The 24,522-nt window shown below is 59.4% G+C and carries 19 protein-coding genes; 9 read left to right on the top strand and 10 right to left on the bottom strand.

Translation table 11 applies throughout. The annotated features are described in order from the left end of the window. Nucleotides 1-76: 76 nt before the first annotated feature. Both ACO07T_RS05810 and arsJ read left to right on the top strand, forming a co-directional pair. The gene (locus ACO07T_RS05810) at nt 77-1,087 is read left to right on the top strand and encodes an ArsJ-associated glyceraldehyde-3-phosphate dehydrogenase (RefSeq protein WP_422048645.1); all 1,011 of its coding nucleotides are present in this window, start codon (nt 77-79) and stop codon (nt 1,085-1,087) included. 127 nt (nt 1,088-1,214) lie between these two features. Continuing rightward, on the top strand, nt 1,215-2,474 hold the full coding sequence (gene arsJ / locus ACO07T_RS05805; protein ID WP_422048644.1) for an organoarsenical effux MFS transporter ArsJ: 1,260 nt from the start codon (nt 1,215-1,217) through the stop codon (nt 2,472-2,474). Nucleotides 2,475-2,717: 243 nt separating this feature from the next. Here arsJ and ACO07T_RS05800 read toward each other — a convergent pair whose 3' ends face one another. After that, the gene (locus ACO07T_RS05800) at nt 2,718-4,376 is read right to left on the bottom strand and encodes an adenylate/guanylate cyclase domain-containing protein (RefSeq protein ID WP_422048643.1); all 1,659 of its coding nucleotides are present in this window, start codon (nt 4,374-4,376) and stop codon (nt 2,718-2,720) included. A gap of 315 nt (nt 4,377-4,691) precedes the next feature. On the opposite strand from ACO07T_RS05800, the gene ACO07T_RS05795 reads away from it, so the two are divergent. After that, the gene (locus tag ACO07T_RS05795) at nt 4,692-5,174 is read left to right on the top strand and encodes a hypothetical protein (RefSeq protein WP_422048642.1); all 483 of its coding nucleotides are present in this window, start codon (nt 4,692-4,694) and stop codon (nt 5,172-5,174) included. Between the two features lie 69 nt (nt 5,175-5,243). On the opposite strand, the gene ACO07T_RS05790 is transcribed toward ACO07T_RS05795, so the two are convergent. The 3 genes from ACO07T_RS05790 to ACO07T_RS05780 all read right to left on the bottom strand — a co-directional run bounded on the left by ACO07T_RS05790 (nt 5,244) and on the right by ACO07T_RS05780 (nt 8,908). After that, nucleotides 5,244-6,512 carry a PQQ-dependent sugar dehydrogenase gene (locus ACO07T_RS05790; protein ID WP_422048641.1) on the bottom strand — a complete coding sequence of 423 codons (1,269 nt, stop codon included), beginning with the start codon at nt 6,510-6,512 and terminating at the stop codon, nt 5,244-5,246. Between the two features lie 165 nt (nt 6,513-6,677). Further along, nucleotides 6,678-6,998, bottom strand: a complete 321-nt coding sequence (locus tag ACO07T_RS05785) for a c-type cytochrome (protein WP_422048640.1) — start codon at nt 6,996-6,998, stop codon at nt 6,678-6,680. A gap of 353 nt (nt 6,999-7,351) precedes the next feature. Next, nucleotides 7,352-8,908: a hypothetical protein gene (locus ACO07T_RS05780; protein ID WP_422048639.1), complete on the bottom strand. Its 1,557-nt coding sequence runs from the start codon at nt 8,906-8,908 to the stop codon at nt 7,352-7,354. 86 nt (nt 8,909-8,994) lie between these two features. Here ACO07T_RS05780 and lepA point away from each other — a divergent pair, with 86 nt between their 5' ends. Further along, the gene (gene lepA / locus ACO07T_RS05775) at nt 8,995-10,797 is read left to right on the top strand and encodes a translation elongation factor 4 (RefSeq protein ID WP_422048937.1); all 1,803 of its coding nucleotides are present in this window, start codon (nt 8,995-8,997) and stop codon (nt 10,795-10,797) included. A 255-nt stretch (nt 10,798-11,052) separates the two neighbouring features. Here lepA and ACO07T_RS05770 read toward each other — a convergent pair whose 3' ends face one another. Next, the gene (locus ACO07T_RS05770) at nt 11,053-11,811 is read right to left on the bottom strand and encodes a DUF5131 family protein (protein ID WP_422048638.1); all 759 of its coding nucleotides are present in this window, start codon (nt 11,809-11,811) and stop codon (nt 11,053-11,055) included. A 1-nt stretch (nt 11,812) separates the two neighbouring features. Then, the gene (gene tcmP, locus ACO07T_RS05765; RefSeq protein ID WP_422048637.1) at nt 11,813-12,724 is read right to left on the bottom strand and encodes a three-Cys-motif partner protein TcmP; all 912 of its coding nucleotides are present in this window, start codon (nt 12,722-12,724) and stop codon (nt 11,813-11,815) included. Between the two features lie 1,203 nt (nt 12,725-13,927). Here tcmP and ACO07T_RS05760 point away from each other — a divergent pair. From ACO07T_RS05760 to ACO07T_RS05750, 3 genes are read left to right on the top strand one after another with little or no spacing between them, the layout of a single operon-like run. Next, nucleotides 13,928-14,197: an acyl carrier protein gene (locus tag ACO07T_RS05760; protein ID WP_209065922.1), complete on the top strand. Its 270-nt coding sequence runs from the start codon at nt 13,928-13,930 to the stop codon at nt 14,195-14,197. A 7-nt stretch (nt 14,198-14,204) separates the two neighbouring features. Then, nucleotides 14,205-15,437 (top strand): beta-ketoacyl-[acyl-carrier-protein] synthase family protein, encoded by a 1,233-nt coding sequence (locus tag ACO07T_RS05755; protein WP_422048636.1) that lies wholly within the window; start codon nt 14,205-14,207, stop codon nt 15,435-15,437. Then, nucleotides 15,430-16,218: a MaoC family dehydratase gene (locus ACO07T_RS05750; protein ID WP_422048634.1), complete on the top strand. Its 789-nt coding sequence runs from the start codon at nt 15,430-15,432 to the stop codon at nt 16,216-16,218. Before ACO07T_RS05755 ends, ACO07T_RS05750 begins: the two co-directional genes overlap by 8 nt. 132 nt (nt 16,219-16,350) lie before the next feature. Here ACO07T_RS05750 and ACO07T_RS05745 read toward each other — a convergent pair whose 3' ends face one another. Beyond that, nucleotides 16,351-16,740 (bottom strand): DUF3307 domain-containing protein, encoded by a 390-nt coding sequence (locus ACO07T_RS05745; protein ID WP_209089307.1) that lies wholly within the window; start codon nt 16,738-16,740, stop codon nt 16,351-16,353. Between the two features lie 349 nt (nt 16,741-17,089). On the opposite strand from ACO07T_RS05745, the gene ACO07T_RS05740 reads away from it, so the two are divergent. Further along, entirely contained in the window at nt 17,090-20,116 is a 3,027-nt protein-coding gene (locus tag ACO07T_RS05740) for a cyclic nucleotide-binding domain-containing protein (protein WP_422048633.1), read from the top strand. Between the two features lie 42 nt (nt 20,117-20,158). Here the strand turns inward: ACO07T_RS05740 and ACO07T_RS05735 are convergent, their stop codons facing one another. Together ACO07T_RS05735 and ACO07T_RS05730 are read right to left on the bottom strand one after the other, a co-directional pair. Next, complete coding sequence (locus tag ACO07T_RS05735) at nt 20,159-20,713, bottom strand: ImuA family protein (protein ID WP_422048632.1); 555 nt, start codon at nt 20,711-20,713, stop codon at nt 20,159-20,161. Between the two features lie 112 nt (nt 20,714-20,825). Next, on the bottom strand, nt 20,826-21,698 hold the full coding sequence (locus ACO07T_RS05730; protein ID WP_422048631.1) for a LysR family transcriptional regulator: 873 nt from the start codon (nt 21,696-21,698) through the stop codon (nt 20,826-20,828). Between the two features lie 95 nt (nt 21,699-21,793). Between ACO07T_RS05730 and glyA the strand changes: the two genes are divergently transcribed. After that, on the top strand, nt 21,794-23,122 hold the full coding sequence (gene glyA, locus ACO07T_RS05725; protein ID WP_422048630.1) for a serine hydroxymethyltransferase: 1,329 nt from the start codon (nt 21,794-21,796) through the stop codon (nt 23,120-23,122). A 130-nt stretch (nt 23,123-23,252) separates the two neighbouring features. On the opposite strand, the gene ACO07T_RS05720 is transcribed toward glyA, so the two are convergent. Then, nucleotides 23,253-24,167 carry a restriction endonuclease gene (locus ACO07T_RS05720; RefSeq protein ID WP_422048629.1) on the bottom strand — a complete coding sequence of 305 codons (915 nt, stop codon included), beginning with the start codon at nt 24,165-24,167 and terminating at the stop codon, nt 23,253-23,255. Between the last annotated feature and the right edge of the window lie 355 nt (nt 24,168-24,522).

Here is a 24,522-nt window from a genome sequence, read left to right as displayed (position 1 = left end):
CGACCCTCCCCACGGGAGGGCGCCTTTGGCACCCACCCAGGGTCTGGCGCGCTCCTCTGTTAAAGGAATGATCCGAATGACCAAAATCGCAATCAATGGCCTTGGCCGCATGGGCAAGCTGGTGATCCGCAGCTTCTTTGACCTCGGTCTGGATGCTGAAATCGTCCTGCTCAACGATCCCTCCGGCGACGCCGAACTGCACGCGCATCTTTTGGAGTTTGACACGGTGCACGGCCGCTGGCGCGCCGACTTCGCCTATGATGCAGACAGCATCACCATCGACGGCCACCAGATGCGCAAGACCGAAGCCTGGTCCATCGAAGAGCTCCCACTCAAAGAGCTGGGCGTTGATCTGGTGGTGGATTGCACCGGTGTGTTCAAAACCAACGCCAAACTCCAGCCCTACTTTGATGCGGGCGTGAAAAAGGTCGTGGTCTCCGCCCCTGTGAAAGAAGACGATGTGGCCAATATCGTCTACGGCGTGAACGATGCCACCTATGATGCGGCCGCTCACAAGGTCATCACCGCCGCTTCCTGCACCACCAATTGCATCGCGCCGGTGGTCAAGGTGATCCGCGAGAAACTGGGCATCGAGCAGGCCAGCTTCACCACCATTCACGACGTAACCAACACGCAGACCATCGTGGACCGCGCCCACAAAGACCCGCGCCGCGCCCGCTCTGCCCTCAACTCCCTGATCCCGACCACCACCGGCTCAGCCAAGGCGATCATCCAGATCTTCCCCGACATGGACGGCAAGATCGACGGCCACGCCGTGCGCGTGCCGCTCCTGAATGCCTCGCTGACAGACATTGTCTTTGACGTGAGCCGCGACACCACCGCCGAGGAGGTCAACGCCTTCTTCGCCGAGGCCGCCGCAGGGGAGCTGGACGGTATTCTGGGCTATGAAACCCGCCCGCTGGTGAGCTGTGATTTCACCAATGATGACCGCTCCACCATTGTCGACGCGCTCTCCACCCGCGTGGTCAACAACCGCCATGTGAAAGTCTACGCGTGGTATGACAACGAGTGGGGCTATGCCTTCCGTCTGGCCGATGTCACCCGCATGGTGCTCGCTAGCCTCTAAGGGCCATTATTGGTCCGGCGCCGCCGGACCGCGCCAGCCCCTCCCCGTCGCGCCAAAGGCGCGCCACAACAAAACTGTAGGGCGCTTCGCTTCCTCCCGAGGTCGGATGCGCCCCTGAGTGATCTTGATGACCAACGCCCAAACCCAAAAACCAGACGGCCTCGCCGCCTATATCACCGTCACCGCCGCCTATTGGGCCTTTATGCTCACCGACGGCGCGCTGCGGATGCTGGTGCTGTTGCATTTCAACGGGCTGGGCTTCTCCCCGATTCAGCTGGCCTATCTCTTCCTGCTTTATGAGGTCATGGGCATTGTCACCAACCTTTCCGCCGGCTGGATTGCCGCGCGCTTTGGTCTGACCTCCACGCTTTATGCGGGCCTCACCATCCAGATCGCGGCCCTGATCGCTCTGGCACAGCTTGATCCCGCATGGGGTGTCACCGCCTCCGTGATCTTTGTGATGTGCGTGCAGGGCGCGTCCGGCGTGGCCAAAGACCTCTCCAAGATGTCTTCCAAATCAGCGGTCAAACTGCTCGCCCCCAAAGAGGGCGGCGGGCTTTTTCGCTGGGTGGCGCTGCTCACCGGCTCCAAAAACGCGGTCAAAGGCTGCGGCTTCTTTCTGGGGGCCGCACTGCTGGCGCTCTGGGGTTTTCAGGCCTCGGTCTGGGGCATGGCCATCATCCTTGCGGTGATCCTCGCAGGGGTCGTGACCTTCATGCCCTCAGGCCTGCCGCAGGGCTCCAAAAAAGCCAAATTCTCGCAGGTCTTCTCCAAAGACCCCAATGTGAACCGCCTCTCCTTGGCGCGCATGTTCCTGTTCGGGGCGCGCGACGTGTGGTTTGTGGTCGGCATCCCGGTCTATTTCAACGCGGTGCTCTCTGATGGCTCTGCGGAGGGTCGCCGCGAAGCCTTCTTCATCATCGGCATCTTCATGGCGGTCTGGATCATCCTTTACGGGGCAGTGCAGGGCAACGCCCCGCGCATCCTGAAAGCCGCCAGTGCCAGCACCGATGAGGTCGTCGGCAAAGCGATCAACTGGGTGGGCTACCTCACCCTGATCCCGCTTGCGCTCACCGCCGCCGTGTTGCTCTTTGAGACCTCCGCCATGCTCACCGCCATCCTGATTGCGGGGCTTCTGGTGTTTGGCTTTGTCTTTGCGGTGAACTCCTCGGTCCACAGCTACCTGATCCTTGCCTTCACCTCAGACGAACGCGTCACCATGGATGTGGGGTTCTACTACATGTCCAACGCCGCCGGGCGGCTGCTCGGCACCTTGCTGTCAGGTCTCAGCTATCAGATCGGCGGCTTGTGGCTCTGTCTGTTCACCGCCGCAGTGATGTCGGCACTCAGCTGGTGGGCAGCAAGGCGGCTGCGGAGCGTGCCCTAGATCATCGTCCAACAAATTTGCAACGACTGCAGCGGGTCACATAGACCGGCCCCCGAACCTGGGTGGGGGTGAAGCCCCCTCCCTTGGGGAGGGCCCGTAAAGATGAGCTGGGGCTGGTCGGCTTCGCCTCCTGCGCGTTGGCGCAGGCCGTGCGTTTCAGATTTTGAGGCACGCTGCCTAGCCTTCCTCTTGCCCAAAATATCCCCGCCGGAGGCATCCGACGTGTGCCACACCACGCTGCGTTTAAGCGGGGTCAGCCTGCGGATGCAGCGCATCGTTGATCCAGCCCATCTCCTCAGGCAGGGTCAGCTGGTTGATCGCGATGGAGGGTTTCTTCGGCAGATTGGCCGCCGCCGTGCGCGCCTCTTCCAGCCCGCGGGTGTCTCCGGCCTTCTGGCAGGCCAGCGCCTTGAGCAGCTGCAAGCCGCGATCCATTGGCCGCAGATCCGCCGCTTCGCGCGCGGTCACGCGCGCCATCGCAAAATCTCCAGCCGCCAGATAGACCCGCGCGGTGAACGCCATCCGCGTCACGCGGAAGGGATCATGGCTGGTCATCTGCACAAAGCTTGAAAGCGCCTCGATGGCTTTTTCCGGTTTGCCTTCCAGCAGCGCAAGCTGGGTGATCAGGTCGACAAAGCCAAGGAATGTCGGGTTGATCCGGCGCGAATGCTCAATATCCGCCGCCGCGCCTTTCAGATCGCGCAGCACCCGCAGCCGATAGGCGCCGCGCGCCCAGAACACAAAATCGCTGTTGGGGGATTCCGCAATCGCCACATCCAGATCACGCCCAAGCGAGGCCAGCTCCGCGTCGCTCAGGGTTTCATATTTGATATTGCTGAGGTTGAGGCGGCTTTGCGCGCGCATCGCCAGCGACATGCCGTCCGTCGGGCTCAGCAGCACCGCACGGTCGAGCGCGGCATAGCCTTCTTCCCAGGATTCCAGCGTCTGTTTGAAGAACAACCCCGCCGCCCGCGCGCGCAGCTCAGACACGCTCAGCTGTGTGTTTTTCAGATGCGCCAGGCGGTTGCCGTCGTATTGAATGGTCTGCATGCGCAGATCCGAGCTCACCACCGGCAGGATCTCATCGACAAAGGCAAAGGGATCGGTCAGATCGCCGTCATAGCTCTGGGTCCAGAGAGTGGTCATATCCCGCCGCAGGATCAGCGACACGGTGAAGCGCGCGCGTGTGCCAGACACCCGCAGCCGCCCATGGGTCAGAAACAGTGTTGGCGTGGTCTCCACGCTGCCCGCATCCACCGTGGTGATGCCGGTGCGCTTCATCGACATCTGCACCATGCCGTCATGCAGATCCTGCGCCAGCGCCATGCTGTCCGGTGTCTCCGGCGCGGCCACAAAATTCTCAAACCCGATGGAGGGCAGGGAGCCTTTGTTGGGTGCGGTGGTCAGGTTGGCCGGACGCCACTGGTAAAGACGGATTGGTGTTGCGATGTTTTTGAGGTTGAACATCCCCACATCGCTCAGCTCTTTCTGGCGTGCCTCAGACAGCTGGCGGAACAGATCTTCAGAGAACATCGCCCCACCGGGAGGCGCTTCGGTCTCGATCCGCTGGGCAATGTTCACACCATTGCCGTAAAAATCCGCCTCATCCTCGACAATCTCCCCCACGTGACAGCCGATGCGCAGCTTGATGACCTCATGCTCCACCAGATTGCTCTGCACCTCTTCGGCGCAATCCAGCGCCGCTTCCACACCGGGGAAGGACAGGATCCAGCCGTCGCCCATGCGTTTGAGCACCTCGCCGCCATAGGTCTTGGCCACAGGCTCCAAATGCTCGTTGCGCAGCTCCTGAACAGAGGCCACGGCAAGCGCTTCGTCTTCGCCCATGAGGGTGGAATAGCCCACCAAATCTGCACACATCAATGTGGTCAAGCGACGGCGCATCTGCGAGTTCCCTGAAGTATACCTGCCCGTACACGCGTGTATTGGGGGGTATGAATTTCGTCTTTAGATTGGTCCTGAATCTTGGGTCTGCAGGCAGCAGGTTCAAGAGCAAGAGGTTGTATTTTCTTTTGCCCCAAAAAACAAGGGTGCCTGTGCCTTCTCTCTTGCGAGATCACCGCGATTTGAGGCTATCTGGCATTTGAAACGGTTTCGCTGCGTCGGGCACTGGCATTTGTCCCATCTGAAATGTAGATCGCCTGTGCGCCTTGTGCTTTATATCATTGGGGCCGCTTTGGGCTTGGGTAATAGGGGAACATGACTGTGACGGCTTTCACCGCTCAAAACCTCGGGCGCGCGCTGATGTGCATCTTTGTCGCAGCCTCAGCCATTCAGGCCCATGCTGCGCAGCGCTCTGTAGAAGGGCTTCCGGCCACGCCGGTGCTGTCTCCGCTGCCGGTGGCGGGCGGGGATGCGGTCAAACTCAGCAAACAGCGCGCCCAGAAGGGTGATTTTGATGCGGAAATCCTCATTCCCTGCGCGCAGGAGCTTGGCCAGAACCTCGGCAGCTGCAACGCCGCTGTGGCGCGGGCGGGGCAGGGCGCGGCCACGGTTGTGGTGACCTTTCCCAACGGCTTTGCCCGCAAGCTTTACTTCACCGAAGGCGCCTTCACCTCAGCCAGCGCCACCATGTCGGGCGCCGGGCGGGACACCGACTGGTCACTTCAGGGCGATCTGTTCCAGATCCGGGTCGACGATCAGCGCTATGAAATCCCCGAGAGCTTTGTTCTGGGCAATTGAGCCTGAAAAAGACTGCGCCGCAGAGCGCCGCGCAGTCTCAAGTGTTTTACCTAAAGCCTTGGTGCAGGCTTACGGCGTGATCTTATAGATCATGCCCTCATCAACCGCCGCATAAAGGCTGCCATCCGGCCCTGACACCAGCGAGCGGAACCGCCCCGGCTCCATCGGCAGGGTCATCTCCGTGACATCCATCACCTCGGTGCCATCCTCGGTGAGCTGGATCACGTCAATCCGCTGCCCCAGAGGGGTGCCGCCAAAGCCGATGCCCATCAGCCCCACAACCATCGCCCCTTCCCAGTCGCCCCAGGCGCTGCCTTCCAGAAAGGCCGCAGACGAGGTGCCCTGTGACCAGCCGTTGTTGGTCCAGATCGGGGGCATGGCGTTTGGATAGGTGGCGAAATCCGTCATCGGCATCCACGAGGCCCGCGCAAAGCGGTTGTCGCCCACCATCTGGTTCGGGCTGTAGCCGCAATAGTCATCCGGACAGGCCTCCCGGCCCGCCATATTGGGGCGCGGATCCCATCCGGCGTTGCCGCCATTGCGCAGCACGGTGATTTCATCAGAGTGCCATGGCCCGTGCTCTGCGGTGATCGCCGCCCCGGTGGTGGGGTGGAAGGCGATGCCCTGCACATTGCGGTGCCCATAGGTATAGGTGCGCTTGTCAAAGCCCACAGGCGGGGTGTTTCCCGCCGCAGGGGTGCCGTCTGTGTCGATCCGGATCACCTTGCTGCCCATCAGCGACGGGCTTTGCGGCACCGCGCTGTTGTGGGTGTCTCCGGTGGTCAGATAAAGATAGCCATCCGCCGGATTGAACCGCACGCGCCCGCCGTTATGCGCGCCCGGCCCGCCAAAGGGGTGATCCGTGGCGGTCATTTTATAAGGCACATCCTCCACAATATCGATGCGCTCTGACACGGTTGAGAAATCCTCACTCACCACCATCCGCATCAGCCGATTGGTGTGCGGCGTCACCATATTGGAGGTGGAATAGACATAGATCCGCCGGTTGTTGGCAAAATCCGGATCCACGGCCACGCCCATCATCCCCGCCTGACCTTCACAGAACAGATCCTCTGCGGTGGCGGCATAGCCGTCCACGCCGCCCATCCCTAAAAGTGCGGTGATGTCACCTGAGGGCATCAGCACCGACAGGCCTTTGCACTTCTCGGTGTAAAACATGGTGCCATCGTCCAGAAACGCCATGTCCCAGGGGTTTTCCAGATCCTCCAGCACCACGGTGTGGCTCAGGCTGGTGGTGTTCTGCGCCCAAGCAGGCGCAGCCATCGTCACAGCGCCCACCGCCAAAGCCGCGGCGCTCATCTGATATCGCAATTTCATTACGTCCTCCCAACGTGATTGCAGTCATCGCTGCGCGAGAGGCTCAAATCTGCGGTGTCACCTGCCAAAGAGATGCCGGGCCTATCAATAATCCGTCCGTGCCCGGCTTGCGTCGTTCAAAAAAGTCCGTGCCAAAACCCGTTTTCCTGCGCCGGAGACGCCAAGTCACTCCAGCGAGGTGATGAAGTGGCTGATATTGGTGATGTCTTCGTCAGAGAGTTTCTTGGCATTGGGGGCCATCAAAGGCGTGTTGGGCCCGAATTTCTCCCCCGCGCGGTAGCGTGTGAGCCTGTCTGCCAGATATTCCACAGACTGATCGCGCAGCGATGGATAGCTCGACAGACCTTTGGCCGTCGGTCCATGACAGCTGCGGCAGGTCTTTTTGTAGAGCTTTTCTCCGGCGGTGATATCGGCCTCCGCCGCCCAGCCCGCCCCGCTCAGCGCCGGGGCCAAAATCATCGCAACAATGATGGGTACATATCTCACGTCAGCATCCTCACTGATGGCATTCAGGCTTCAGTCAAAGTGCAATTGAGGCAGCTAACACTGATTTTGAAGATCGGGCAAGGGGAACCGCGCGCAGCGGTGATGGGATGGTGAGGGGGGGAGGGGGCGGCGGTATGGCCTTGGGTGGTGTTGCTGTTGGGGGTGTTTTGGGGTGTTCGGGACCGCAACCCTAACCCTTACCCGGATCACATGTGATCCGGATCGCACCTCGCTGACGGCAGGGCTTTGCATCGCAAAGACCCGAAAGGGCCCCTCCCGTCAAACCGGAGGTTTGCCTCCGGCAAAGTGTGAGGGCGCATTCGCTTCCTCCCAGGGTCAGGCGGCTCCAATACTTAAAGGACGCCAAACACACGCAGGCCGATTTCGACAAGCTTATAAAGAAATCCGACGGCACCTGCGCCAAGACCGATTGTAACCCCAGCCAATTGAATGGTTTTGACAAGATCGCTGTCAAAGGCTTCCGCGCCCTTCTTGAGCCCTGCCTTAGTCTTTTCAGAAAGCAAAGCCATCTTGGAAACTCTGCTGAATATCCGTGTGCTGGCGTCTGCGCCCGGCAGTCTTGGCGCGCCAGATGGGAGGGGTAGCACAGCGTCGTTGATCAGCTCAGGAATGTCTTCGGCAAAATCCTCTGCCATAGCGCCCTCGCTGATGGCTGATAGAACCGGCGCAGCCGTTTCAAGAGTTTCGCGATCTTCAGCGCTCAGTTCCTGAATGGCGAGCTGCGCCAGCTGTTCGCGATTTGCCGCGACTTCAGGGTGGTTCGCCCGAATGCCGCGAACCCCTTCCTCAACCGAGTTGAGGAGGGCGAGATTATCCTCGCTGTCCGGCAGTTCGCCCGTTTCGTACAGTTGTCGGCGAAGACCCTTCGCCACAGATGTCAGCGTTAGCTCTGCTTGCTGAGGATCATTGCCATATCGCGTGACAACCCGCCGAATTTTCCGTGCTTCACTGGATTTTTCCGTGACGCCGTTGTGCCCAGCCATGGCGTCTTCCAAATCGTCAGAAATTTGCGTCAGTAAGGCTGACATCAAAGGCGCATTTTCGACTGGAGTAGGGATGGCGCGAAATTTGCCTGTGTCAGGGTTTAGGTCGATGGTTTCTGCAAGAGGAAGTTGATCTGCGAGATAGCGGACTTGGATGCGTTCGATTTCATCAGCAACCGCCTCAGGGCCAGCTTCCCAGATGTCATCTGCGATCAAAGCAACGCGGCGTTGGAGCTCCCAGTTGAGTGGTTTGCCGTCGAGGAAACCTTGATACCACCGGCGCCAGAAAGAGAAAGCCGCAGACTTATTGTAGGCTCCATATGCTCGCAGGTTTTCTGAACTCTCAAATGGTCTCCCGAGGTCGTGCCAAAGTCTGGCTTCCAATGCATTTGTGTTACTTTGATTGCAATCTCGTAGCGCAACTTTGGCAATATGTTGAGCAGCCATGTCGTATTCGTCATTGGCACGATCTGCCAATGTTAAGGCCCTTTGAAGTTCTTGCTCACGCGCGAAGCTCGCGAAACCAACGCCCACATCGTGAATTGCTTCCAGCTCTTCGGTTAAGTTTGGAAACAGCACTAGGCGTGCAACCTTAATGGGCGTGGCGTGTTCGAAAGGCATCATATCGTCGGAGAGAAGTATGTTTTCGCACGTGAGTTTCAAAAGCTGTTTGAAGCCGCGAGGCGCTGCCTGGCGCAAGCAAAGACTCTGAATAAGAACGCGACATTGTGGCAGTAGATAGCGGGCGCTGATGTCTAGGCTTGGACTAAAGCTAGGGTTGAAAAGATCTCGAAGCGCACAACGTAGCAGAACGGCTTCGCGCGTTTTTTGGTCTAGCGTGGCATATTGGGCATCAAATTCCCTGAAAATTTCATCAATGACGTCGATTGCAGCGTTGTCGTCCACGCAAACACCTCTTTCACGTAAATATCCCGCCCCGCACCCTACAGCGCTGCTTGACCAACACAAGATTCCGCATCATATCCCGCATCATGAGCACCGATCTGTCCAAAATCCGCAATTTCTCCATCGTGGCCCACATTGACCACGGTAAATCCACCCTTGCTGACCGCCTCATTCAGGAGACGGGCACGGTGGAAGACCGCGATATGAAAGAACAGCTGCTGGACAGCATGGACATCGAGCGCGAGCGCGGCATCACCATCAAAGCCAACACCGTGCGCATCGACTACAAGGCGGATGACGGCGAGACCTATGTTCTCAACCTCATCGACACCCCCGGCCACGTCGACTTCGCCTATGAGGTCTCCCGCTCCATGAAAGCGGTCGAAGGCTCGCTTCTGGTGGTGGACAGCACCCAGGGCGTGGAAGCGCAGACGCTCGCCAACGTCTACCAGGCGATTGAGGCCGATCACGAGCTGGTGCCTGTGCTCAACAAGATCGACCTGCCAGCCTCTGATTGTGACCGTGTGGCCGAACAGATCGAAGACGTCATCGGCATCGACGCCACCGGCGCCATTCAGGTCTCCGCCAAAACCGGCGTCGGCATCCACGAGACGCTCGAAGCCATCGTCAAAGACCTGCCCGCGCCAACCGGCAATCTGGACGCCCCGCTCAAAGCCATGCTGGTGGACAGCTGGTATGACGCCTACCTCGGCGTGATCGTTCTGGTGCGCATCATGGACGGCACCCTGAAAAAGGGCCAGCGCGTCAAATTCATGTCCAACGGCACCCTGCATTCGGTGGACCGCGTCGGCGTCTTCCGCCCGGAGATGCAGATGGTGGACAGCCTTGGCCCCGGCGAGATCGGCTTCCTGACTGCCTCGATCAAACAGGTGCGCGACACCCGCGTGGGCGACACCATCACCAATGACCGCCACGGCACCGAGCAGGCCCTGCCGGGCTTTAAACCTGCGCAGCCGGTGGTGTTCTGTGGTCTCTTCCCGGTGGACTCCGCTGAGTTCGAAGACCTGCGCGACGCCATCGACAAGCTGGCGCTCAACGACGCATCTTTCTCCTTTGAAATGGAAACCTCCGCCGCGCTGGGCTTCGGCTTCCGCTGCGGCTTCCTCGGCCTCTTGCACCTCGAAGTGATCCGCGACCGGATCGAGCGCGAGTATAACATCGAGCTCATCACCACCGCGCCGTCCGTGATCTATCACGTCTATATGAAAGACGGCGAGAAGATCGAGCTGCACAACCCCGCCGACATGCCCGACATGTCCAAGGTCGACCACCTTGAGGAGCCGCGCATCAAGGCCACCATCCTTGTGCCTGATGAATACCTTGGCGACGTGCTCAAGCTCTGCCAGGACCGCCGCGGCATCCAGCTCGATCTCACCTACGCCGGCTCGCGCGCCATGTGCGTCTATGACCTGCCGCTCAACGAGGTGGTGTTTGACTTCTATGACCGTCTGAAATCGGTGACCAAAGGCTATGCGTCTTTTGACTACCAGATGGAGGACTACCGCGAAGACAACCTTGTGAAGATGTCCGTGCTGGTGAACGACGAGCCGGTGGACGCGCTCTCCATGATGGTGCACCGCGACCGTGCCGAAATGCGCGGCCGGGCGATGTGTGAAAAGCTCAAAACCCTGATCCCGCGCCACATGTTCAAGATCCCGATCCAAGCGGCCATCGGCGGCAAAGTCATCGCCCGTGAGACATTGAGCGCGCTGCGCAAAGACGTGACGGCGAAATGTTACGGCGGCGACGCCACCCGGAAGCGCAAGCTTCTGGACAAGCAGAAAGCCGGTAAGAAAAAGATGCGTCAGTTCGGCAAGGTGGATATTCCTCAGGAAGCCTTCATCTCAGCGCTCAAGATGGATGATTGAGCGCCGGTCCGGAGCTCTGCTCCGGCAAACGCTCCAGTGGAGCGTTTGAGGCGCGAAAGGGCGGAGCCCGTCGGCCATTTTCGAGCAGTGCGCGAAAGTGAACGGCGCAGCCTTCGCAGGCGCACCCCGGAATTTAAGGCACGCAATGCCAACCAAGAACACCAAGGCCGCTCCAATCGAGCGGCCTTTCTACTTCCCAACCTGAGCCGCATAGCCATCTCCCCCAAGCATCGCGCCCGACCCCGAGGGCGGCTCCTACATTCTTACGTGTGCAGAAGCTGACGTTGGAAATTCATCGTAGGTTCGTCCGTGAAGTGTGCGACCGGTCTTTTTCTTTTGAGGCCCACCCCATTGCTTGAAGTGAAATGCCGCTCCAGCGTTGCGTGCGGCCAGGTATAGGCTCTCGACCCATGCTTCTTTCATCTGTCGTGCATTCGGGCCACTTTCGCCGCCGACAATACACCAGTCAATTCCCCGGAGGTCTGGAAGGCCCAGTCCTTCGAGCAGAGGTTCGAACGAAATAAACCTGATCGCTCCGGAGGCTTTTCGTAAGTGATCCACTCTGGGCAATTCTGAGCGCTTTTCAACACTTACGCCAAGCCAAACATTTGGAAGCATCGGTAGCTTTTTGCTGAGTTCTTCGAGCCTCTGCGCTCTTTTGGTCAAAATCTGAAAGGTATGTTGAGGGGTGTCAGCCATCACTTTCCAAACTCTAGAAATATCTGTTTCGCTGAGTCCCTCGTGGAACAAATCAGACATAGAGTTTACAAAAACTGTTCTGGGCTTTTTCCATCTATAGGGGATTTCAAGAGAGGCTTCGTCCACTCGAATTTCTCCGGTCCACTTTGCTCGCCCTCCTGACTTTCGTGTCAGCCCTTTGTACTTTTCAACTCCCATTGCCTCTAATCGGGCAGCCATCCGCATGGCGTAGCAGTTGCGACAACCGTCTGTGATGATTGTACATCCAGCCGTTGGGTTCCAAGTTTCTTGTGTCCACTCGATGGTCGTGCTCATTTCATTTTCCCCATCGTTTTATGTTCTGCTTGGCGATTTTTAGAGCCAGTTCCTGTGCTCTTTGGCTCTTGCTTGATACAGCAAAACAAAGTGAGAACAAATGGCCGTTTCGACTGTTCCTTAATTGCAAACACTCATCGTGCACTGCTGGAAAAATGGTTTTGAGTCTTTTGATAAAGAAATTTTCTACTGCGGTAGGCCCTGCATTTCGAGGCCGTGGCAGTGGATCTCCGAAAAGATCGGTTACTGGCTCATCGTTTCCATAAAAAGCCGTTTTCCATTCGTCGGTACCCAATACGCGGGTTAGTGTCTGTTCTTTGTATGGCGGAATATCGTCTATGTTGGCATCAAGCTGTCGGTTGATACCCATGGTCGGAAAAAGATACCAAACATCCGTAACGCCAGTGGACGCAATCCTTTCCAGTGTACTCCATGAAACTTGACAGCCGTAAGGGTCAATAAAAGCCAAGGCTCGTTCATTCTTTGATAGCGTTCTGGCAATTTGGGTAAGTCCCTCGTTAGCGTCCATCTCGTGGACAAAAACTCGCTCGCCTATTTGGTTTCGTGCCAATTCGCGAAGCTTGGCAGCATGACTGCCATCAAGTTCAATTAAGTCGATCCTATCAAAGGGCGGATCAACGTTCATTGCGATTTTTGCGGAACCATCTTTCAGGTTAACATCCGGGTCGTTGTTGCCTTCTAATTCACCAAACAATGAAAGATTTTCTAGTTGTTTCGTGGCAGATGGCTGATACGTACCTGTGCCGGAAAACGCATCAATGTACCTTGTTCTCCAACCAAATTTGTTTTTGTTGCTGAGCATAATTTTGCTCCAGGCTTTTGAATAATCCTCGACGCAACGCAACTTTTGCTGTGTCCATGTTTCTCCGCCAAATGTGTGCTTCTTGGTCATAACAGTCTCTTTTTGAACAATTTTAGATAACCACAACACAACTATAGGTAAAACTTTGGGCAATGGTAGCTATCAATGGTCGCGCCCGGAACGGGCAGCGCCCGACCCTCCCCACGGGAGGGCGCTTTCAGCACCCACCCAGGGTCAGGCGCTCCCCTCCGTTGTGCTCCGCAACAGCCGCGCCCCCAGCCATCGCGATATCCGCAACGCTCCCAGCCATCCACACCCCAATTCAGCCCCTACGGCACGTAGAAATAATTCCATCCTCCCCCAAAACCCCCGCATCGCTCACCTTTCCCAATCCATCCCCAATCTATCCACAGGAAACCCACAGGCTTGCCCCGCGCCTTACCCCCAGCGCGCGCCTCTCAAACACCCGTTTTTCCTTGCCAAACGGCCCCCTCAGCGCGCAGCATCCTCCTCAACGCAAGGGGTCGCAAAGACCCGGCGCGGGACGCTGAGGTCTTCCGGGACCCGGTAGGGGAAGGGGCCGAGACATCGGCGTTTCAACTGCCACCACTCGGCCCGGATCGCCTGCCAAACTGGCTGAGACTCTTTGCGCGCGTCTCCTCTCATAACCCCACGGGGTTCACAGGGGGGAGCATTGTGACGAGGGACACAGGCAGGACGGCGGCAAACGCCTGAGCGTAGGCTGGCAGTGGGGTGCTTTTCACCAGAAAAGCACGGCCTCTGTTGGTAGGGGGGAGCGGACCTCTGCTTTGGGCCTCGGCCCGCTTGGCGATATCCGTATCCCGCAGCACCGATCATGTGCCATGGGGCTCAGTGTCTTGAGCCGTTTCGGCGAACCCCTTCTGGGGCCATGGCTTGATTGGCGCGCACCGAATGGCGGTGCTGGGATCTGGGATGCTCTTTTTCGGGCGGCCTGTGGTCTCATCAGCGCGCGTTCAAGGAAGGCGTCAGAGACGCGAGGGGCGGGGCGTTGTGTCCATTTCCCTCCTGTGTCTGGCGCCTTTTTCTGCGCTGCTCTTTGCTTTGCCGCCCCACCAAAGCGCGGCGGCATATTCTCTCCGCAATGCCTCTCCCATAGGCACCTGAGACCTTCGCGATACAGACAGCGGATTTGCGCCCTTATGCGGCGATCTTCGGCTGGATGTTTTGCGTCAGGCCACCTAAAGTCTCGCTCAAGGCCCTGCGGTTTGCGGGGGGAATTGACCAAAAGACTTTACGACTGGAAGGACGCCGATGAGCACCGATCGCGAGACGCTGACGCGGGAACTACTGGAGATGGTGGCTGAAGAGGGCATGGTGGATGCCTCCGAAATCACACCGGAGCGCCCGCTGGAAGAGCTGGACATCCAGTCTGCGGATTTTGTGATGATACTCATGGCGATCGAAGAGAAATACGGCGCTTATGTCTCGGTCGACAACGAGCTCACCGATGTTGTGACCGTGCAGGACCTGCTGGATCTGGCGATCTCCAAAATCGAAGCGCACCAAGCTGAGGAGGCGTGAGCCACCCATGGCGCGACCTGCTTCTACCCGAGTTGTCGTCACCGGCCTCGGCGCCGTTTCCGCATGTGGCATCGGTGCAGATGCACTGATTGAGGCCACCCAATCCGGCACCTCCGGTGTCAAACCGGTCAGCTTTGAGGCGCTCGACATTCAGCGCGTCAAAACGGCGGGCAAGATTGCCGACAGTGATCTGGTGGAGATCCTCGGCGAAAAGCCCCACCGCATGCGCGAGCCTGTCGCCGAATATGCGCTGGCCGCCGCGCGAGAGGCGGTGGCGCAGGCCGGCCTCACCGAGGCGCATTTCGGGGAGAATTGCGGTGTTTCCATCGGCTCAGGCTTTGGCGGTGCGCAAACCTTGGACCGCAACTATCTGAAGTTTGGCGCAGAAGGCTCCATGCGGCTTGATCCCATGGCCGTGCCCAAGATCATGAACAACGCCGCCGCCAGCTGGGTCTCCATGGAGTTTGGCGCCACCGGCCCGGCGCTCTGTCTGGCCACCGCCTGTTCTTCGGCCAGCCAGTCGATTGGCATGGGCATGCAGATGATTGCCTCCGGCCAAGTGGAGCGCTGTCTTGTGGGCGGCTCTGAGGCCTGCCTTGAGGCCGGTGTCTTCCGCGTCTGGGAGCTTCTGCGGGTGATGACCGCAGATCTCAACCGCCCCTTCAGCAAAGACCGCAATGGCATGATCCTGGGCGAAGGCGCGGGTGTGCTGGTGCTGGAAAGCCTTGAGGCGGCAGAGGCGCGCGGCGCGACCATTCTCTGCGAACTCAGCGGTTTTGGCACCAACTCAGACGCCGGTGATCTGCTGCGCCCCAATCCTGAGCGCGCCTCGGCCTGCATGCGCATGGCGCTGCGACAGGCGGGGCTGGATGCGCGCGACATCGGCTATGTCAACGCCCATGGCACCGGCACGGTGGCCAATGACGTGAACGAGGTCTCCGCCCTGCGCGCGGTGTTTGGCGAGACGCTTGAAGGTGTTGAGATCTCCTCGACCAAACCGGTGCATGGCCACGCGCTTGGCGCGGCCGGTGCGCTGGAGCTGATCGTCGCCATCGGCGCGCTTTTGCGCCAATCGGCCCCGCCGACGCTGAATTTCACCGAGGTCGATCCCAAAATCGGGCTGGAGCCTGTGCCCAACGCGGCTAAGGCGACACCGCTGAAGGCGGTCATGTCCAACTCGCTGGCCTTTGGCGGTATCAACGCAACGCTGATTGCCGAGGCCTTTGCCGCCGATGTCTAAGGACACAGCGGTGACAACCCTGACGCTGGAGCGCGGTGTGGATGCGACGCAGGAGGCGGCGCTGGCCGCGCTTCTGGCGGAACTCGCAGGCGCGTCTCAGCCGCTGCCCGCCCCGATCACCGGCAAGGTGCTGCTTCTCGGCGATCCGGCGCTTTGTGAGGTGAAATCTGCCCTGCGCGCGCCCACCGGCACCTATGCGGTGCAGGAAAGCCAGAGCTTTCTGGGCTGTCAGACCGCCCGCGTTGAGGCCGGTCACAAGATTGTCGTGCATCAGGAGCGCAGCGAGGCCGCCGCAAGCTTTCGCTTTGGCCTCAATGACAGTGGCGCGCAGATGGACACCCGGGTGAAGTTTCTCACCGCACCCCAGATCCGCGAGATGCGCCCGCCAAGCTTTGCTGAACGCATGGCCCCGCCTCATGCAGAGACAACATCACTGGCCCCTTTGAGCCCGCAGGCGGTGTCGCGCTATCTGGCGCTGGCCCATGACGAAAACCCGATCCACACCGATGATGTGATGGCCAAAGTGGCCGGATTTGACGGGGCCATTGTGCCGGGCATGTTGTTCTGCGCCATGGCCGAAGCGCTCTGTCTGCGCGCGGCAACTGGCCTGAGCGCGTCAGATGTACGCGCGCGTTTCCTTTCAGCCGCCCGTGTGGGCGCATCGGTGCGCTGCATCCTGTCGCCCTTTGCCGGGGCCGCGACACAAAAGGCGCGGGTGTTTGTGGTGGGAGAGGCCGATCAGATGCACGCCATCATCGACGTGTTTGCCGCCAAAGCCTGATCCTTACGCGCGTTTTGGCGCTCTGCGCATTCGAACAGCAATTTCTGAAAAAAAGCGCGTCGCGCTTAGGTGGTCCGAGACGGGCGCTCCGACTCACGGGGCAGTCTTAGGTGCAGTCTCAGCTGCTTAAACTCAGGCGGTCAGGCAGGCGAAATAGGCCCAGGTCATCACCAGATAGGTCAGCTGGTGCAGCGCCTGATCAAACCCCATGGCATACCAATACATCGGTTGCTCAGGCGTCAGCCCGCGATCCACAGAGAATCGCGCCTTGCCCCAATCAATGTGAAAATGGACGATGAACTCGGCCAGAACCATCCAGAAAATCACCATCGGGCTGGAGCCAAACAGAGCCAGCACCACAACCGAGAAAACAGCGTGAATGCCCGCGTGCTGCGCCCGGCCCATATGCCAGTAACGCTCGCGCCCCATGATCATCTTGGCGTTCTGCAAAAAGAAGTCCGCCACCAGATGTTTGATCTGAAACGCAGCGACCAGCAAAAGTATGGTCGTGATTTGGTCCATAGACCTAAGCCCCATGATGTATTTGACTTTCTGAGACTAGACTCAGAATTCAGCTACCGCAAACCCATGTTTTGTGCCTATATCATTTCCCGACCAAAGTGGTCCGCCAAAAACGTGGATCTCAGCCTTTGGCGGCGCATGGCGTGACCTGTTGAGGTTTCGTGCGCGCTGCCTTGTCTGATGCTTCAAGTTAAAGGCAGATGCATTAAGAAACCGTTTGAACACAGGGTGGATGCATTGATAGCATCTGCTGAAAGTCCGGGTTTCGGCCCGTTGCCTAAGACCGGGAGTTGAGGTCATAGAACGCTCGCTATTTTCGTTCATCTGGAAATTCTCAAAGCGCGACCAGATGGTGCTTCTGGCGCTGACGGCCTGTTTGTTTCCTCTGCAGTTCCTGACGCTGGAGCTGCCCAAGCGGATCATCAACGACGCGATTGACGCGGATCAGGATTTCATCGACGTGCTCGATTTTGAGATGACACAGGAAAACTTCCTGATCATGCTCAGCCTCCTGTTCCTGCTCTCGGTGCTGTTTCACGGCCTGATGAAAATGCGCATCAACACCATGAAAGGTGTGCTCTCTGAGCGCATGCTGCGCCGCTACCGCTTCACGCTGATCTCGCGCATCACGCGCTTTCCGCAGCCCTACCTGCGGCGCACCTCACAGGGCGAGCTGGTGTCGATGATCACCGCAGAATCCGAGCCGCTGGGCGGCATGATGGGCGATGCCATCAGCCTGCCGGTGATGCAGGCGGGGCAGATGATCACCATTCTGACCTTCCTGTTCTTGCAAAATATCTGGTTCGGCTTTGCCGCGATTGCGCTCATCCCCGTACAGGCCTGGCTCATTCCCAAGCTGCAGCGCCAGATCAACCTGCTGAACAAGGACCGCATCCAACAGGTGCGCAAGCTGGCGGCAGAGATCGGCGAAACGGCGGCGGGTGCGCCGGAGCTGCGCGTGAATGGTGGCTGGCGCTTCCGCATGGCGCAGACCACACGCCGCCTGGGCACGCTCTTCCTGATCCGCCTGTCGATCTACAAGAAGAAATTCTTCATGAAGTTCCTCAACAACTTCATCACCCAGCTGACGCCGTTTTTCTTCTACCTCGTTGGTGGTCTTCTGGTGATCCGGGGGCAGGTGACCCTTGGCGCGCTTGTGGCTGCCTTGGCCGCCTACAAAGACCTGTCCTCCCCTTGGAAAGAGCTGCTGAACTACTACAACCGCGTGGCGGATCTGTCCCTTCGCTGGCATCTGATCGGTGACCGTTTTGACCCAAGCGGCATGGTCGATGAAGCGCTGATTGAGGGCGAGCCTGAAGAGATCCCACGCCTGACCGGTGCGATTGCGCTGGATAAGGTCTATGTGCGCGACCACGATGGCGACACCGTGCTGGAAAACATCACCGCCACCGTGCCGCAGGGCACGGTGATGGGCATTCGGTCTCAGGACGCCGAAGAACGCCGCGCGCTGGCGGAGCTTTTCACTCGGGAAATCCTGCCGATGAGCGGCAGCCTTTCTATTGGCGGGCAAAAGCTCAGCGATCTGCACCAGCGTGTGATCGCCTCCCGCATCGGCTATGCCGATCCGTCGCCCTATGTGTTTGAAGGCACCTTTGGCGACAACGTGATGATGCCGCTCAAACGCGCCCCGCTTTCAGAGCGTCCCGATCCGCAGGGCGAGGGCGAAGACCGCAAGCGCGCCTATGAAAGCCGCCGCACCGGCAACAGCACGGACCGCCTCTTTGCCGATTGGGTGGACCCAAATCTGGCCGATCTCGCGGATGAGGATGCGGTGCACGGCTTCTGGGTTCAGCTGATGGATGCAACAGGCGCGGGCAACGCGCTCTTCCGGCGCGGTCTGGATCAGATCTTCAACGAAGAGGATCACGCGGAACTGGCGCAAACACTGGTCAGCCTGCGTCCCAAAATTCAGGAGGCGCTGGCCAAGGCCGGGCTTGAGAAAGCCTACTACCGTTTTGATCCGGATGCCTATAACCCTGCCATGCCTGTGGCGGCGAACCTGTTCTTTGCCACACCGCTGCGCGAAATTCAGGAGCCCGACCCCGAAGAGGTCATGGGCTTCCTTGACCTGCTGCATGAGCTGGGGATTGAGGAGGGCATCCTGCGCATGTCGCAGGAAGTGATCGAGATGCTGAACCAGACCTTTGGTGTGGACGGCACGGATCACCCGCTGTTCCAGCAGCTTGGCCTGAACGCCGAAGTCTTCACCCGCAATGTGGAGCTGGTCGGCAAAAGCCGCGAGGTGGGGCTTTCTGAAATGGCACGTGAGGAGTTGGGCCAGATGCTCAACCTGCCGTTCTCCGTGTCAGCAGAGCGCATCGGCCCGGGCTTTGGCGACGAGCTGAAGCAGACCATTCTGGAACTGCGCCACAATGAGGCGGAAAAGCTCGCGGAATGGATGACCGCCTTCCTCGCGCCCCTGGATGAAACCCGCTACGCGCCGGGCCTGACGGTTCTGGAGAATGCGATCTACGGCAAACTGTCGGCCTCCGCCGGTGGCCGCGGCGAGCAGCTGCGCGATATCGTGTCCCAGATCCTCAGCGATGCGGGCGTGAAAGACGAGGTGGCGGAGCTGCTCTTTGCGGTGCCAACCGGCATCGGCGGCACCAATCTGCCCGGCGCCTTTGCCGAGCCGCTGGCGATCAGCCGCGCCGCGATCAAAAAGCCCGACCTGCTGATCCTCAACCGCTGTCTGGCGTCTTATGAGGAAGGGCAGGCGGCCAAGATCATCGAAAGCCTGCGCAGTCTTCTGCCCACCACAACCATGGTGTTTCTGGAGGAAGAGTTTGAGGATCAGGACAGCTTTGACATGCTGCTGGAGCTGGAGCACGGCCGCCTGAAAGACGGCGAGGCGGTGGACATTGAAGACACCGAAAACGCCGCCAGCGCCGACCTGCGCCGCAAGATGCGCGCGCTCACCTCTGCCGACATGTTTGCCGGCCTGTCCCGCCGCCAGATGCGCCTTCTGGCCTTTGGTGCGCAGTGGCATCAGGAAAAGGCGGGCGATTATGTCTTCCATCAGGGTGATGATCCGGCCGACGGCGCCTATCTGATCCTTGAAGGCACCGCCGGGCTTGGTTTCCACACACCGGACGGGGAGGCCCATGAGGTCGCCGAGGCCGGTGCGGGCACGCTGGTGGGCGAATTGGCGCTGCTGCGCAAAGAAAAGCGCGCGCTGGATATGTATGCCAAGACCGATATGGAAATGCTGCGCCTTGGGGAAACCGAGTTTATGGCCGTGGTCGAAAACGACGCCTCAACCGCCTTCCGCATCCTGCAGACCGTGTCCGGCTATGTCGGCGCGCTGAGCCGCCGTCAGGAACAGTCTGAGACGCAGGATCAGGACGAGAGCTAAACAGCGGCGGTCGCAGGCCCGCGCCTGTGACCGGCCCCGCACTCAGGCGCGGGCATGGGACACCACCCGGACCTCCTTTGCCTCGCTGTCCCACCAAAGCCGCCAGCTGCCCTGCGCGCCGGATTTGTTTTTGACCAGATCCCATTGGTGCATCACCGCGATATGGGGATCAAACACCGGCCTGCACCGCCACCGGGTCTCCGCCGCATTGCTGCCCATCCCCTCAGAGATCAGCGCCAGCCCCGTGCATTTGCCCTCCCGCGCGGCCAGTTGCAGCCGCCGCCCCTGCGTCAGGGTCACCTCCTTGCTCAGTTCCACCACCACCAGCGCAACCGCGCCAGAGCGCAGCGCATCCTCCGCCACCCCAAGGGCCTGCGCATGATCCTTGGTCTTGCAGAGGTAGAGCTCCGCCGGATCAATAAACGCCTTAAACCCGTTGGGATCGAGCCGGTCCCGCCGCCAGCGGTCCCGCACCCAGATGATGGTCCCGCGACAGTGGTGGCCGAGCACAAAGGCAAACACCGGCCCGCCGGGGCCGAAGGCTTCATGCACTCGGCCTTTGGCCAGAGGGGGAGGGGGCGGCAAAGAATCTGTCATGCCGCCAATATAAGAGAATGAGAACAAAAGTAGAACATCTGGGAGGGCGAGAAATGTAATGGCCTGCCCGAAACCCGCCCCGCAGTCCGCTCCAGATCCAGATCGGAAGCCCTTAGCCCGACAACACAGCCACAATCTCCGCCGTTTCCGCCCGCCGCCGCGCCGGATGCGGTTGCGCGATCAACAGCGACTGACCTGTGGGGCAGGGCGTTTCCTCAACCGCCACCAACGCGCCGGACGCCAAAGCCTCCTCGATCAGACAGAGATGCCCCATCAGCACGCCGGCCCCCGCCTTAGCCTCTTCCATCGCCAGACTGTAGAGGGAAAACCGCGGCCCGCCTTTGCTTTGGGAGGCCTCGGCTCCGCTATGCGCAGCCCAAAGCGCCCAATCCCCCTCCCATGTCTGGTCGTGCAGATGGGTCACCGCAGTCAGATCCTCTTTGGCCTCAGGCAAAAGCGTCGGCGCACAGACCGGTAGGATCGCATCGGCGCAAACCGCAATCTGATCTGCGGCCCCATCCGGCACCCCGAAAAAGATCGACAGATCAAACATCTCCCGCGCTAGGCTTGGCGGGGTCTCCATGGCTGTGACCGAAAAGGTGATTTCCGGAAACTGCGCCCGCACTTGGCGCAACCGCTTGGGCAGCCAGAGCTGCGCGACCGCTGGCAATGCGGCGATGTGAAAATCGGGATTGGGCGTGAGATTGCGCAAAGCCCGCGCCGCATCGGCAAGCTGGTCAAAGGCGGCGGTGAAATCCGCCACCAGCGCTTGCCCCTCTGCTGTCAGCGCCACACCTTGGGCATTGCGCTGAAACAGCGGCGTGCCCGCCCAGCCTTCCAATGTCTTGATGTGCTGCGAAATCGCCCCGGGCGTCACATTCAGCTCTTCTGCTGCAGCGACAAAACTCACATGCCGCGCCGCCGCCTCAAAGGCGCGCATGGCATTTAACGGAGGGCCCTTGGGCCGTTTGGGCGCAACACTCATCTTCTAGCCTTAGTTTTTCTACGCCAAGAAATATCAATTCTGTTTTGCGAAGTCACCTGCGCGCGGCCAGACTGCCCAAAACAGGAGAACGATCGATGACCCTCGCACAAAGAGATTGGGTGCCCACCACCAGCGAAACCTTGGTGCAGCGTATTGCGCAGCAGACCACGGCAGCCACGTCTGACGCGCTTCTGGCGCGCATCGAACAACTGGCCGAGCAAAACCGCCAGATCCACGAGCAGGAGTGTTTCAACCTCAACCCGGCCACCAATGTCATGAACCCCAAGGCCGAGGCGCTTCTGTCCTCCGGCATCGGCTCGCGCCCCTCCCTTGGCTATCCGGGGGACAAATATGAAATGGGGCTGGAGGCGATTGAGGAAATCGAGGTCATTGCCGCCACCCTCTGCGCCGAAGTCTTTGACGCCCGCTTTGCTGAGGTGCGGGTGGCGTCAGGGGCCATGGCCAACCTCTATGGCTTCATGGCGATCTGCCAACCCGGCGACACCATCATTGCGCCGCCTGCTTCCATCGGCGGGCATGTGACCCACCATATGGCTGGTTGTGCCGGGCTGTTTGGCTTGCGCATCATAGAGGCCCCGGTCAATGCCGATGGCTATACCGTCGATCTGGACGGGCTGCGCGCGCTGGCCCTGGCCGAGCGGCCCCGGCTGATCACCCTCGGGGGCAGCCTCAATCTTTTTGAGCACCCCGTGGCCGAAGTGCGCAGCATCGCAGATGAGGTGGGGGCCAAGCTGCTGTTTGACGCGGCCCATCAATGCGGCATCATCGCAGGGCGGGCGTGGTCCAATCCGCTGAAGGCCGGCGCACATCTCATGACCATGAGCACCTATAAAAGCCTTGGCGGCCCGGCCGGTGGTCTGATCGTGAGCGATGATGCCGAGATCGCCCAACGTCTGGACGCCATCGCCTTTCCCGGCATGACCGCCAATTTTGACGCCGCCAAAACCGCTGCGCTGGCGGTGACCATGCTGGATTGGAAAGACTGCGGTGCCGCCTATGCCGCAGAGATGATCGCCATGGCACAGGCATTGGCGAGCGAGCTGGCAGGGCAGGGGCTGGCTGTGTTCTCAGGTGCAGCTGTCGATGGACCGGCAAAGTTCACCCACTCTCACCAATTCGCTATAGAGGCCGCAGCCTTTGGCGGAGGTCAGGCCGCCTCCAAACAGCTGCGCAAGGCCGGGTTCCTCGCCTGCGGCATCGGCCTGCCGATTGCCGAGGTTGCCGGAGACATGAACGGCCTGCGCATCGGCACCCCCGAGCTTGTCCGCTGGGGCATGACCTCGGCCGACGCCCCCCGCCTCGCATTCCTGATTGCGCAAGGCCTTCAGGGAGCACCGGTAGCTGCCGAAGTCGCAGACTGGCGCCGCAGCTTTGACACCGTGCATTTTGTGACGGGCGGGTAGGGGAGGCTCAGGGGGGCTATCCTCTCTATAGGCGAGCTGCCCATCAAGGTTGCTGTAAGGAGATATTGGCTTGCGCTTATGATCAAATCTCAGCGCAAGCGGTATCGCGTGGCTTGACGTCACTAGTTGGTCAAGTCGTGACTTCCTCGAAGTAGCCTTCATCAATCTGTTTGATGTGCAAAACTTCTTTTTCACGGCACCCAACATTGTACTTGATCATCAACTTGGCCAGCTGCGCGCCGTTGATCAACACAATCCGTGTTCCCAAATCCTTCGCGGTTTGCTGAGCCGCGTTGCTGAATTGCGAGGTTGTCACAAAGATGCCCTTTGACGCTTTCTTCAGACTGAGTGCCCCGAAGAAATCGCGTATCTCTGCTGGGCCAACACTGTTCGCCACGCCATAGCGTTTGGCCTGTAAATAGATCTGATCAACACCTAGAGGGTCCTGATCGATGACACCGTCTACACCGTTGTCACCGGATTGGCCTAAGGCGCGCCCTGCGTCCTCTGACGTGCCGCCGTAGCCCATGGCAATGAACAGATCTACAATCAGCTGCTCAAAGAACGCGGGTGAGGATGAACGCATGGCATCCAATAAGGTAGCCGCAAGAGCGTTGTCGAGTTTCCGATGAGCTGCTTGCAGGTCTTCGTCTGGTGTCAGGGAGGCTACTGCGGTCTCGGTTTGCGCTATGCCTTCCGTTTCTCTGGTGCGCGACCTGAAGTCTTGAAACTCGGCGAACTGTTCCAGAAATTTTGCGTCCAAAGAAATCGAAGGATCTTCCAGGACCAACGTTCCGCGTTCAGTCAGCTCGTACCAGCCGCGGCGGATGTTCTTAACCAATCCGGCTTGTTTCAGGTAAGAGCGCGCCCAATGGACTCGGTTGGCAATCGTTGTCTGTTTGCCACTCGGCAAGAGTTGCTGCCGCTCGTCCGCGCTCAGCTCAAAGCGGTCTGAGATATCGTCGACGACGTCCGAGATCTTTCTTGGCTCTTTGCGGGCACACTCTAGCACGGGGCGCATCAGGGTTTGGTAGTCAGGTATCATTTAGTTTCACCGGTTCGCATCGTTCCAAGGATCTGAAATTTACACTGGAAACTTTTAGCGGGAGTCCCGGAGAAGGAAACATCTTTTGCGGCAGTGGGCGCGGTGCCAGCCACGCCGTTGCGGATTCCGCCTTTCAGCGCCCGTTAGTGTGATCAGTCCGATTATTCCACCTCTGCGATACGTACGGGAAACCGACGCGATACCGACGTTAGGGTTTGGCGTTGCGTGGTGTGTTTCGGAACGCTGTCCTCATTTTGAGGCGAGTCTTTCGTCGAGTCTGTGGGTTACTCTGTGGATAACGTTGGTTTGCGGGGATTTGGGTATGGTTTTTGGGATTTTTGGTGAGGTTGCGTGT

This window comes from Shimia sp., from assembly GCF_965227725.1.
Classification (GTDB): domain Bacteria; phylum Pseudomonadota; class Alphaproteobacteria; order Rhodobacterales; family Rhodobacteraceae; genus Shimia.
Note: the sequence above shows the minus strand (reverse complement) of the source record. Positions and strands in the feature narration are given on the sequence as shown.